Origin of the sequence: uncultured Bradyrhizobium sp. (assembly GCF_936928535.1) — a bacterium.
Classification (GTDB): Bacteria; Pseudomonadota; Alphaproteobacteria; order Rhizobiales; family Xanthobacteraceae; genus Bradyrhizobium.
Window position 1 is genome coordinate 74,420 of the sequence record NZ_CAKZHY010000052.1, and the last position, 12,083, is coordinate 86,502.

A 12,083-nucleotide genomic window follows, 5' to 3' on the forward strand; every position below is an offset into this window, starting at 1 on the left:
TGCCCCGGAAAAGTGGAGACCGGTTTTCCGACAAGGGCATGCGCCCATACAAAGAGGCGTGTCATGACCGACGTGCTCGTATCGCTCGGCAACTGGAACTGGCTGATCTTCGGCTTCATCCTGATGGCGCTTGAGGTGATCGCGCCGGGCGTCTTCCTGTTCTGGCTCGGGCTTGCCGCGCTGCTGGTCGGCCTGATCTCGTTCGTGACAGTCATCTCCTGGCAGATCCAGCTCGTGATGTTCGCGGTGTTCGCAGCCGCAGCGGTGCCGGTATGGCGCCGGCTCGCCCGGCCGAAGCCGGAGGCGAGCGCCAGCCCCTTCCTCAACAAGCGTACCGAGGCGCTGCTCGGCCGCGAGTTCACGCTGGAGAAGCCGATCATCGACGGCAACGGCACCGTGCGCATCGGCGACACGGTGTGGCGCGTGGCAGGCCCGGATACGCCGGCGGGCACGCGGGTGAAGGTGGTGCAGGTCGATGGTGCCAACCTGACGGTGGCGGCGGCGTAATTCCTTCTTCCCCTCTCCCCTTGTGGGAGAGGGTGGCTCGCCGCGAAGCGGCGAGACGGGTGAGGGGTATCTCTCCTCAAACGCGATGCTGAGCTCGGGGTGAGATACCCCTCATCCGGTCGCGCCACCTTCTCCCACAAGGGGAGAAGGATTATCGGTGCACTTGGCCGCTCTGTCTTACCTCTGCCACCTCTCCGCAAACCTGTGCAGCGGCATGACCATTTCGCACAACTCCCGTCCCAGCGGCGTCAATCCATAACCGCCGCCGTCGCCGAGCTCGACGAACCCCGCCTCGCGCAACTCCGTCAGCCGCGCCTGGAGCACCGTCGGCGAAGCCTCGTCGCAGGCGGTGCGGAGCGCCCGCGAGGTGAGGGGCTCCTCACGCAGCTCCCACAAAATTCGCAAGGTCCAGCGCCGGCCCAGCAGGTCGAGCAGCGCCATGATCGGCCGGCCGGTGCGCGAGCCGCGGACTTTTCCTGAAGCCTGTTTTGCCATCGCGCCCCTCTTGCGTCTTGCTACAGATAATGTAGCGTATTGCTACAGTAATTGTAGCAAAGAAGACGTTCATGTCATCCCCAACGCCGCGCGTCGCCCCGCTTGATCAGCCTTATCCCCCGGAGATCCAGGCGCAGTTCGACCGCATCATGCGCGGTGCGCCGCCACTGCTGCTGTTCCGGGTGATGGCCGGCCACAGCCGCGCCTGGGACAAGTTCCGCGCCGGCGGTCTGCTCGATCCCGGGCCGTTGTCCTTGCGCCAGCGCGAGATCGTCGTCGATCGCACCTGCGCACTCAACAGATGCGAATATGAATGGGGCGTGCATGTCGCCATCTTTGCAGGCCCGGCAAAGCTCACGGAGGACGAGATCCGCGCGACGGTGGAGGGCGATGCGACCTCAGCCTGCTGGTCGCCGGCCGAGCAGGCCTTGATTACAGCGGTCGACGCCCTGCACGCGCGCGCGACGTTCTCCGACGCCGAGTTCGCAGCGCTGTTGGCGCATTACGACGAGGCGCAGATCCTCGAGATCATGCTGCTGTGCGGCTTCTACCGCACGGTGTCGTATCTGGCGAACGGGCTGAAGCTGCCGCTGGAGGAGAAGGCGGCGCGGTTTCCGGCACCGCTCTAACTGCCGTCATTGCGAGCGCAGCGAAGCAATCCAGACTGTCCCCGCGGAGAGATTCTGGATTGCTTCGCTGCGCTCGCAATGACGAGAGCATAGAGCGTGCCCTAAGCCACACCCGCCCGCAGCAGATCGTGCAGGTGCACGATGCCGACCACCTTGTCCGCCTCGGTCACGACCAACGTGGTGATCTTGCGGGTGTTCAGCACCTCGATCATCTCGGTCGCGAGCATCGAGGGCGGCACCGTCTTCGGTTGCCGCGTCATGATCTCATCGACCGTCGCCGTCAGCAGATCGGGGCGCATATGGCGGCGCAGATCGCCGTCGGTGATGATGCCGATGGCTTCGTTGGCCGCGTTGACGATGCATACGCAGCCGAGCCCCTTGGCCGACATCTCGACGACGGCGTCCGACATCTTGGTGCCCAGAGGCTTCACCGGAATCTCCGCGCCGGTGCGCATGTAGTCGCGGACGAATTTCAGCATCGCGCCGAGCTTGCCGCCGGGATGGAAATGCGCGAACTCCAGCGCGGTAAAGCCGCGGCCTTCGAGCAGCGCGATCGCGATGGCATCGCCGATCGCGACCTGCATCATGGTCGAGGTGGTCGGCGCCAGATTGTGCGGGCAGGCCTCGCGCGCCTTCGGCAGCTCGATGACAATATCGGCCGCCTGGCCGAGCGAGGAGGCTGCATTCGACGTCACCGCGATCATCGGGATCGCGAAGCGCGCCGAATAGTTCACCAGCGTCTTCATCTCCGGCTGCTCGCCGGACCAGGACAGCGCCATGATGACATCGTCCGCCGTGATCATGCCGAGATCGCCATGGGCGGCTTCCGCGGTGTGGACGAAGAAGGCCGGCGTGCCTGTCGAGGCCAGCGTCGCTGCGATCTTGCGCGCCATGTGGCCGGACTTGCCGAGCCCGGTGACGATGACGCGGCCCTTGGCGTTGCGGATCAGGTCGACCGCTTTGGCAAAGGCTTCGCCTAGCGGGCCGCGCAGGGCGGCCGCGAGCGCGTTGATACCGCCGCTCTCCGTCTCCAGCGTGCGGAGCGCGGATTCGACGCTGTCAGGGGTGGGGCCGGATGATGAGGTCATCAGCGGTTTCGAACTCGGCATATCTGGGTCCAGGGGAGCAGGGGCGTCGGCCCGTTGCCGCCTCCTTAGCACGCCCGGGCGGGCGAGGCGACGCGGGCGTCAGAGCCCTCAACGGGTCATTAACCATAATTGTTTTAACTCCATTAACGATGGCTTCCGCGCGTCGGCGGGGGCGATCGTGAAAGTATTTGATTTCGTTGGAGTTATTCCATCGTGGGGTCGCCTCCAGGCAGGGGCCGGAGCAGTTGCGCGTTAGCTTTCCGCGCCGCTTTGCCATGCCTGTTGCTGACGGCGCTGGAAAGCGCGCCCGTGGCCGCCCAGAGCGTCACGCCCGACCTGTTCAATCCCACCCGCGGCGGCTTTGTCTCGCCTGACACGCTGCCGACGCGCCGCACAGCGGGCGTCCTGCAGGCGCCGTCGGATGCGATCCCGCAACCGCCTGATCCCAACGACGATCCGCGCAAGAAGAGCGATGTGCCCGCGACGACGCGCGTTGGCCAGATCCCGACCTATGGCCTGCCTGCCGCGAACGGCGCAAGCAACTCGGGCTACGATTCGCTCAATCGCAAGCGCCAGCAGCCAAAACTCTATCCGGGCCAGCCGAAGCCGAAGAAGCCCGCAGGTCCCGGCTCGCCGGTGCCACCTGCAACGCCGCCCGTCTCCACGCTCGGTCCTCCGCGCATTGCGCCGCCGCCATCGGAGACCGCGAACAAGACGCCACTGCCGCCGGCGATGGCGGGCACCGTGCCCGGCCAGCCGCAGCGCCGTCGCCTCAAAGTCGACGACGATGCGTTTGGCGCGGTCGGCGACTACGCCGGCAGTTTTCTGATCAAGGGCGGGCTCGAGCTCTCCACCGGCTATGACACCAATCCCGCACGTCTCAATAAGCCGGTCGGCTCGCCCGTTTACGTCGTCGCGCCGGATCTTCTGGTGATGTCCGACTGGGAGCGCCACGCTCTGGTCGCCGATCTGCGCGGTTCGTTCTCCGGCTACACCAACAACATGCCGGCGACGATCGACGGACTTCCCTCGCCGTCGCCGGTCGAGGTCAACCGGCCCGATTTCACCGGCCATGTCGACGGCCGCTTCGATGTCGATCGCGACCTCAAGCTGACCTCGCAGCTGCGGCTGCGGCTCGCCACCGACAATCCCGGCAGCCCGAACGTGCAGGCCGGCCTGCAGAAATATCCTGTCTACGCCACCTATGGCGGCACCTTCGGCTTCGACCAGACCTTCAATCGCTTCCAGGTCGCCGCCGGCGCCACGATCGATCGGACCGCCTACACGGATTCGAAACTCACCGACGGCTCGAGCTTCAGCAACGACGATCGAGACTTCAACCAGTATGGCGGCATCGGACGCTTCTCCTACGAGCTGAAGCCGGGCCTGAAACCGTTCGTCGAGATCGAGGGCGACAACCGCGTCCACGACCAGGCCGCCGACCGCAACGGCTATTTGCGCAATTCAAACGGCGGCTACGCCAAGGTCGGTTCATCCTTCGAATTCTCGCGCATCCTCACCGGCGAAGTCTCGGTCGGCTATTCCGCGCGCAACTATGTCGACCCGCGTCTCAGCCAGCTCTCGGGCTTCCTGACCTCAGGCTCGCTGATCTGGAACGCCAGCGGGTTGACGACGGTGAAATTCAACACCGACACCCAGATCGCGGAAACCACCATCCCCGGCTCCTCCGGCGTGCTGGTGCACACCTACGCCGCCGAAGTCGACCACGACTTCCGCCGCTGGCTCACCGCGATCGGCAAGTTCACCTACGGCACCTACGACTACCAGGGCCAGAATCGCAACGACAAGACCTACTCGCTCGAAGGCAACCTGATCTACAAGCTCAACCGCAACATCTGGATCAAGGGCACGCTGCGCCACGACATCCTGGACTCGAACGCCGCAGGGGCGAGCTCGCAGGGGACGGTGGTGATGCTGGGGGTTAGGTTGCAGAATTAATTCCGCCGTCATTCCGGGGCGCGCCACTTGGCGCGAGCCCGGAATCCATCAAGCCTCAGCGTTGGTGGATGAATGGATTCCGGGCTCGCGCTTCGCGCGCCCCGGAATGACCGCCTACCGCGGCAGATCCGTCTTCCCCATCAGGAAGGTGTCGATCGACCGTGCGCACAGCCGGCCCTCGCGGATGGCCCAGACCACCAGCGACTGGCCGCGGCGCATGTCGCCGGCGGAGAACACGTTCGGGCGCGAGGTCTGGTAGTCCAAGGTGTTGGCCTTGACGTTGCCGCGCGGGTCGAGGTCGACCGCGAGCTGCTTCAAGAGGCCTTCGTGCACCGGATGGACGAAGCCCATGGCGAGCAGGACGAGCTCGGCGTCGAGCTCGAACTCGGTGCCGGTCACAGGCTTGAACTTGTCGTCGACGCGCACGCAGTGCAACTTCTTGACCTTGCCGTTCTCGCCCGTGAACTTTTGCGTCAGCACGGCGAATTCGCGGATCGCGCCTTCGGCCTGGCTCGAGGACGTGCGCATCTTCAGCGGCCAGTTCGGCCAGGTCAGGCCCTTGTTCTCGCGCTCGGGCGGGGCGGGCATGATCTCGAGCTGGGTCACGGACAGCGCGCCCTGGCGCAGCGAGGTGCCGATGCAGTCGCTGCCGGTGTCGCCGCCGCCGATGACGACGACATGCTTGCCGCCGGCGAGGATCTCCTTGACGCCGTTCAGCGGCTCCTCGGAAACGCGGCGGTTCTGCTGCGGCAGGAAGTCCATCGCGTAGTGGATGCCGTCGAACTCGCGGCCGGGGATCGGCAGGTCGCGCGGAGCTTCCGCGCCGCCGGTTAGCGCGATCGCATCAAACTGGTTGAGCATCTCGCGCGGATCGACATTGCCACTGACGCCGACATGGCTGTTGTAGTGGAAGGTGACGCCTTCGCCTTCCATCTGCTTGACGCGGCGGTCGATGACGCCCTTCTCCATTTTGAAGTCGGGGATGCCGTAGCGCAGCAGGCCGCCGGCCTTGGCGAACTTCTCGAACAGGTGCACGTCGTGACCGGCGCGCGCGAGCTGCTGCGCGCAGGCCATGCCGGCCGGACCGGAGCCGATCACCGCGACCTTCTTGCCGGTCTTGACGGCCGCGACCTCGGGCTTCAGCCAGCCATTGTCCCAGGCGCGGTCGACGATCGCGCATTCGATGGTCTTGATGGTGACGGGGTTGTCGTCGATGTTGAGCGTGCAGGACGCCTCGCACGGCGCCGGGCAGATGCGGCCGGTGAATTCAGGGAAGTTGTTGGTCGAGTGCAGGTTGCGCGAGGCTTCTTCCCAATTGCCCTGATAGACGAGGTCGTTGAAGTCAGGGATCTGGTTGTTGACCGGGCAGCCCGGCGTGCCCGGCGCGACCGAGCCCGTGCCGTGGCAATAGGGAATGCCGCAATTCATGCAGCGCGCGGCCTGGTCGCGCGTTTCCTTCTCGGTTAAGGGAACGACGAACTCGCCAAAATGCTTCACGCGCTCGGCGACCGGGGTGTACTTGCGGTCGTGCCGTTCGATTTCGAGAAAACCCGTGATCTTGCCCATTAAAGCTCGAAGTCCCTGCCGCTTAAGTTCTTTGTTCTTTCACCCCTCATCCTGAGGAGCGGCGCACTCTTTGCGCCGCGTCTCGAAGGATAGAGGCCCGGATGGTGACCTCATGGTTCGAGACGCGCTTCGCGCTCCTCACCATGAGGACTTATTGCTACGCCCCGATCGCGATTTTCGGCTCGGCGTCCGCGTTGGCGGCCATTTCGCGCAGCGCGCGCCGGTACTCGACCGGCATCACCTTGCGGAACTTGGGCAGCCATTCCTTCCAATTGGCAAGGATGTCGGCGGCGCGCTTGGAGCCGGTGGCTTTCGCATGGCGCGTGATCAGCACGTGCAGACGCTCGACGTCGGAGTCGAGCAGGTTCTGGAACACGTCGACCCGGCCGTGCGCTTCGAGGTCACCGGAGTGGTGATAGGTGCCGGCATTGATCAGCTCTTCCGACAGCACCGGCTCGAGCTCGACCATGCTGAGATTGCACAGCTTGCCGAAGTCGCCGGTCTCGTCGAGCACATAGGCGATGCCGCCCGACATGCCCGCCGCGAAGTTGCGCCCGGTCTTGCCGAGCACGACCACGATGCCGCCGGTCATGTATTCGCAGCAATGATCGCCCGCGCCCTCGACGACGGCGACTGCGCCTGAGTTGCGCACGGCAAAGCGTTCGCCGGCGACGCCGCGGAAGTAGCACTCGCCCTGAATGGCGCCGTACATCACGGTATTGCCGACGATGATGCTCTCTTCCGGCACGATGCCGCTGTTGGCAGGCGGCTTGACGATGATCTTGCCGCCCGAGAGGCCCTTGCCGACATAGTCGTTGGCTTCACCCTCGAGCTCGAAGGTAACGCCGTTGGCGAGCCAGGCGCCGAACGCCTGGCCGGCGGTGCCCTTGAGGCTGACATGGATGGTGTCTTGCGGCAGGCCGGCATGGCCGTAGATCTTGGCGACCGCGCCCGACAGCATGGCACCGGCGGAGCGGTTGGTGCTGTTGATCGCAGCCTCGATCTTCACCGGCGCGCCGCGGTCGAGCGAGGGCTTCGCCTTCTCGATCAGCGAGCGGTCGAGCACCGCTTCCAGATGATGGTTCTGGCGCTCGGAGTGATAGATCTTCTGGCCCTTCTCTTCCTTCTGCTTGACGAACAGCTTCGAGAAGTCGAGCCCCTTGGCCTTCCAGTGCGCCACCAGCTTGGTCTGGTCGAGCAGCTGAACCTGGCCGACCATCTCGTTGAAGGTGCGGAAGCCGAGCGAGGCCATGATCTCGCGGACTTCCTCGGCGACGAAGAAGAAGTAGTTGATCACGTGCTCGGGCTGGCCGGTGAAGCGCTTGCGCAGGACGGGGTCCTGGGTCGCGACGCCGACCGGGCAGGTGTTGAGATGGCACTTGCGCATCATGATGCAGCCGGCCGCGATCAAGGGCGCGGTCGCGAAGCCGAACTCGTCGGCGCCCAAGAGCGCGCCGATCACGACGTCACGGCCGGTGCGAAAGCCGCCGTCGACCTGGACCACGATGCGGCTGCGCAGCCGCTCGCGCACCAGCGTCTGGTGGGTTTCGGCAAGGCCGATCTCCCACGGCGAGCCTGCGTGCTTGATCGAGGTCAGCGGCGAGGCGCCGGTGCCGCCCTCGAAGCCTGCGATGGTCACGTGGTCGGCGCGCGCCTTGGCGACACCAGCGGCGACGGTGCCGACGCCGATTTCCGAGACGAGCTTGACCGAGACGTCGCCGGTCGGGTTGACGTTCTTGAGGTCGTAGATCAGCTGCGCCAGATCCTCGATCGAGTAGATGTCGTGGTGCGGCGGCGGCGAGATCAGGCCGACGCCCGGGGTCGAGTGCCGGACCTTGGCGATGGTAGCGTCGACCTTGTGGCCGGGCAGCTGGCCGCCCTCGCCGGGCTTGGCACCCTGCGCCATCTTGATCTGCATCATGTCGGAGTTGACGAGATACTCCGTGGTGACGCCGAAGCGGCCCGAGGCGACCTGCTTGATCGCCGAGCGCATGGAATCGCCGTTCGGCAGCGGCTTGAAGCGGTCGGCCTCCTCGCCGCCTTCGCCGGTGTTCGACTTGCCGCCGATCCGGTTCATGGCGATCGCAAGCGTGGTATGCGCCTCGCGCGAGATCGAGCCGAAGCTCATCGCACCCGTGGCGAAACGCTTGACGATGTCCTTGGCCGGCTCGACCTGCTCGAGCGGAACAGGCTTGCGCTTTTCTTCCTCGGCGTTCTTGATCCGGAACAGGCCGCGCAGCGTCAGCAAACGCTCCGATTGCTCGTTGAGGATCTTGGCGAAGGCGCGGTAGCGCTCGAGCGAATTGCCGCGTGCGGCGTGCTGGAGCAGGCCGACCGATTCAGCGGTCCAGGCATGGTCCTCACCGCGGCTGCGATAGGCGTACTCGCCGCCGACATCGAGCGCGGTCTTGTAGACCAGCGCCTCGCCGAATGCGTCGGCATGGCGGCGCACGGCCTCTTCCGCGATCTCGGCAAGACCGACGCCCTCGACGCGGGTATGCGTGCCGGCGAAGAACTTGCCGACGAAGTCAGCCTTGAGGCCGACCGCGTCAAAGATCTGCGCGCCGCAATAAGACTGGTAGGTCGAGATGCCCATCTTGGACATCACCTTCAGAAGGCCCTTGCCGATCGACTTGATGTAGCGCTTGACGATCTCGTAGTCGTCGAGCGAGCCGGGCAGGCGGTCCTTCATCGCGATGATGGTTTCGAACGCGAGGTAGGGATTGATCGCTTCGGCGCCATAGCCTGCGAGACAGGCGAAGTGATGCACTTCGCGCGGCTCACCGGATTCGACGACAAGGCCGACCGAGGTGCGCAGGCCGGTGCGGATCAAATGATGATGCACGGAGGCGCAGGCCAGCAGCGAGGGGATCGGCACCCGGTCGGTGCCGACCATGCGGTCGGACAGGATGATGATGTTGACGCCCTCGCGCACCGCGCTTTCGGCGCGCGCGCAGAGCTCGTCCAGCACCTGGTCCATACCGGCCGCGCCGAGACCGGCGTGGAAGGTGGTGTCCAGCGTGCGCGACTTGAAGTGCGATTCAGCGACATCGGAGATCGAGCGAATCTTTTCGAGATCCGCGTCGGTCAGGATCGGCTGACGCGCTTCCAGACGCTTGGTGGTGGCAAGGCCCTGAAGATCGAACAGGTTCGGCCGCGGTCCGATGATCGAGACGAGGCTCATCACCAGCTCCTCGCGGATCGGATCGATCGGCGGGTTGGTGACCTGCGCGAAGTTCTGCTTGAAATAGGTGAACAGCGGCTTGGCCCTGTCCGACAGCGCCGAGATCGGCGTGTCGTTGCCCATCGAGCCCGCGGCTTCTTCGCCGGTGGCCGCCATCGGCGTCATCAGGATCGTGATGTCTTCCTGGCTGTAGCCGAACGCCTGCTGGCGATCCAAAAGCGACAGGTTCGAGCGCACGCCCGTGGTCGGCACCTTCGGCAGATCTTCCAGCACGATCTGGGTCCGCTCCAGCCACTCCTTGTAGGGATGGCTCTTGGCGAGCTCGGCCTTGATCTCGTCGTCGGGGATCAGGCGGCCCTGCTCGAGGTCGACCAGCAGCATCTTGCCGGGCTGCAGGCGCCACTTGGTGATGATCTGGTCCTCGGGGATCGTCAGCACGCCCATTTCGGACGCCATCACGATGCGGTCGTCCTTGGTCACGAGATAGCGCGCCGGCCGCAGGCCGTTGCGGTCGAGCGTGGCGCCGATCTGGCGGCCGTCGGTGAAGGCGATCGCGGCGGGGCCGTCCCACGGCTCCATCAGCGCGGCATGATATTCGTAGAAGGCGCGGCGCTTCTCATCCATCAAGGGATTGCCGGCCCATGCCTCAGGTATCATCATCATGACGGCGTGCGGCAGCGAGTAGCCGCCCTGCACCAGGAATTCGAGCGCATTGTCGAAGCAGGCGGTGTCCGACTGGCCTTCATAGGAGATCGGCCAGAGCCGGCTGATGTCCTTGCCGTACAGCTCGGAGCTCACCGAGGCCTGGCGCGCCGCCATCCAGTTGGTGTTGCCGCGCAGCGTGTTGATCTCGCCGTTATGCGCGATCATGCGGTAGGGATGCGCCAGCGACCACGCCGGGAAGGTGTTGGTCGAGAAGCGCTGGTGAACCAGCGCGAGCGCGCTCTCGAAGTCCTTCTCGTGCAGATCAGGGTAGTACTTGCCGAGCTGGTCGGCGAGGAACATGCCCTTGTAGATCACCGTGCGGCAGGACATCGAGCAGGGGTAATAGCCCGCAAGGCCGCGGTCGCGGCGCTGGTAGATCGCCTGCGAGATCGACTTGCGCAGGATGTAGAGCCGGCGCTCGAACTCGTCCTCGGTCTTGGCGGTGCCGTTGCGGCCGATGAACACCTGCATGCAGGCGGGCTCGGTCGGCTTCACGGTAACGCCGAGCGAGGAATTGTCGGTCGGCACGTCGCGCCAGCCGAGCAGGGTCAGGCCTTCCGCCTTGATCTGGTCGGCAATGATGCTCTTGATGACGTTGCGCCAGGCGGTGTCGCGCGGCATGAACAGCGCGCCGATGGCGTATTCACCCGGAGCCGGCAGCTCGAACTTGTTCTCCTTGGCCTTGCGGCTGAAGAAGGCGTGCGGGATCTGCACCAGGATGCCGGCGCCGTCACCGGCGCGCGGGTCGGCGCCGACGGCGCCGCGGTGCTCGAGGTTGCAGAGGATGCTCAGCGCGTCCGAGACGATCTCGTGCGACTTCTTGCCCTTGATGTTGGCGATGAAGCCGACGCCGCAGCTGTCCTTCTCCAGGCTCGGATCGTACAGGCCTTCGGCTTCGGGGCGCGAATTGTGTTCCTGGATCGGATCGGTCGTTTTCGAGGCGACCGTCGCCGACAGCTCTTCTGCCACGATGTTTCCGCGCTCGAATTGCGACCCGTTCATTGTTCCAATCCTCTCCATGCGGCAAGCTGCCTCACCGCCATCTTCGGCGCACCTTGGGCGTTCCGCGGCACCCGCCTCTGGGTCACCGCTCGTCCGCTGCGAGCCGCATTTTCTTAAATTCAGGCCAAGGCGTTCTTCGTCCCCGAGAACGGCTTTTCCTGCTTGCCTTATGGTGCTCGGAAGCACCGACTTTCGTTGCAATCCCTATGCCGGAACCGCAAGCAAAATTGAGACAGTCTTCCTGTCCTAACCATCACCTTGCCAAATTTTTGTCTAGCACACAAGCGCGCGGAAGTCCCGATTCCTCAGAAGTCAATCAATCGCTTTCCGAAAGTTGCGCGGCCCCGGTTTTGAAGCAAACGCGCCCCGATCCGGCCCAAGCGGCGCCGAAATCCCGGATGAAGCTTCAGTTCAGCCCTTCGAAAGGCGCGCCACGCCGCAAGAAGCGAAAGAGCGCGGATCATTCGGGGCCTGACAGGAGCGTGCCGACCATGAAGTTTTTCACAGGATGTGTGGCTGCCGCCGCGCTGGCGCTGGTGGCAAATGCCGCGGAGGCCCAAGTTCTGCCGAACGGAACCGCGCGGGGAGGCTATGTCGCGGTCTCGGATTTCGACGGGCCTTACGCGCCGGCGGAGGCCGCGCCACCACCTCCGGCTCGCTACGGATACGGTTACGGCTATGAGGAACGAGGCCCGGAACCGGCGCTGCTGCCGGCCATCGAGGTCTATGCCGTGCTGCGCGACAACGGCTTTTCGCCGCTCGGCATCCCGCATTTGCGCGGCGTCGTCTACACCATCGCGGTGATCGACCGTCGCGGCGACGATGGCCGGCTTGTGATCGACGCCCGCGACGGCCGCATCATCCGCTTCATGCCGGCCGCTGACGCCTATGGCATGGCTCCCGCGTACGAGGTGCCGTCGGTTGCACCTTACCGCCCACAAAGTGCGC

Annotated in this window: 7 protein-coding genes and 1 pseudogene; 4 read left to right on the top strand and 4 right to left on the bottom strand. The window is 65.0% G+C overall.

All coding sequences use genetic code 11. From position 1 onward, the window contains the following. Positions 1–63: 63 nt before the first annotated feature. Positions 64–507 carry an NfeD family protein gene (locus Q0687_RS06385; protein ID WP_298873575.1) on the top strand — a complete coding sequence of 148 codons (444 nt, stop codon included), beginning with the start codon at positions 64–66 and terminating at the stop codon, positions 505–507. A gap of 177 nt (positions 508–684) precedes the next feature. On the opposite strand, the gene Q0687_RS06390 is transcribed toward Q0687_RS06385, so the two are convergent. Next, positions 685–1,002, bottom strand: coding sequence for a helix-turn-helix domain-containing protein (locus Q0687_RS06390; protein ID WP_298873577.1), 318 nt, complete (start codon positions 1,000–1,002; stop codon positions 685–687). A 71-nt stretch (positions 1,003–1,073) separates the two neighbouring features. Between Q0687_RS06390 and Q0687_RS06395 the strand changes: the two genes are divergently transcribed. Continuing rightward, positions 1,074–1,631, top strand: coding sequence for a carboxymuconolactone decarboxylase family protein (locus Q0687_RS06395; protein ID WP_298873579.1), 558 nt, complete (start codon positions 1,074–1,076; stop codon positions 1,629–1,631). 101 nt (positions 1,632–1,732) lie between these two features. On the opposite strand, the gene Q0687_RS06400 is transcribed toward Q0687_RS06395, so the two are convergent. Further along, on the bottom strand, positions 1,733–2,740 hold the full coding sequence (locus Q0687_RS06400; RefSeq protein ID WP_298873581.1) for a KpsF/GutQ family sugar-phosphate isomerase: 1,008 nt from the start codon (positions 2,738–2,740) through the stop codon (positions 1,733–1,735). A gap of 192 nt (positions 2,741–2,932) precedes the next feature. Here Q0687_RS06400 and Q0687_RS06405 point away from each other — a divergent pair, with 192 nt between their 5' ends. Next, entirely contained in the window at positions 2,933–4,678 is a 1,746-nt protein-coding gene (locus tag Q0687_RS06405; protein ID WP_298873583.1) for an outer membrane beta-barrel protein, read from the top strand. 114 nt (positions 4,679–4,792) lie between these two features. Here the strand turns inward: Q0687_RS06405 and Q0687_RS06410 are convergent, their stop codons facing one another. Continuing rightward, the gene (locus Q0687_RS06410) at positions 4,793–6,244 is read right to left on the bottom strand and encodes a glutamate synthase subunit beta (protein WP_298873585.1); all 1,452 of its coding nucleotides are present in this window, start codon (positions 6,242–6,244) and stop codon (positions 4,793–4,795) included. Between the two features lie 157 nt (positions 6,245–6,401). Further along, positions 6,402–11,135, bottom strand: a complete 4,734-nt coding sequence (gene gltB / locus Q0687_RS06415; protein ID WP_298873587.1) for a glutamate synthase large subunit — start codon at positions 11,133–11,135, stop codon at positions 6,402–6,404. A 491-nt stretch (positions 11,136–11,626) separates the two neighbouring features. On the opposite strand from gltB, the pseudogene Q0687_RS06420 reads away from it, so the two are divergent. After that, positions 11,627–12,083, top strand: a pseudogene (locus tag Q0687_RS06420) (hypothetical protein); the annotation flags it as partial.

Excerpts from the sequence above, each read along its gene's own strand:
- Q0687_RS06395 (WP_298873579.1), top strand. The coding sequence starts at position 1,074 with ATGTCATCCCCAACGCCGCGCGTCGCCCCGCTTGATCAGCCTTATCCC.
- Q0687_RS06400 (WP_298873581.1), bottom strand. The coding sequence starts at position 2,740 with ATGCCGAGTTCGAAACCGCTGATGACCTCATCATCCGGCCCCACCCCT.
- Q0687_RS06390 (WP_298873577.1), bottom strand. The coding sequence starts at position 1,002 with ATGGCAAAACAGGCTTCAGGAAAAGTCCGCGGCTCGCGCACCGGCCGG.
- Q0687_RS06410 (WP_298873585.1), bottom strand. The coding sequence starts at position 6,244 with ATGGGCAAGATCACGGGTTTTCTCGAAATCGAACGGCACGACCGCAAG.
- Q0687_RS06385 (WP_298873575.1), top strand. The coding sequence starts at position 64 with ATGACCGACGTGCTCGTATCGCTCGGCAACTGGAACTGGCTGATCTTC.
- gltB (WP_298873587.1), bottom strand. The coding sequence starts at position 11,135 with ATGAACGGGTCGCAATTCGAGCGCGGAAACATCGTGGCAGAAGAGCTG.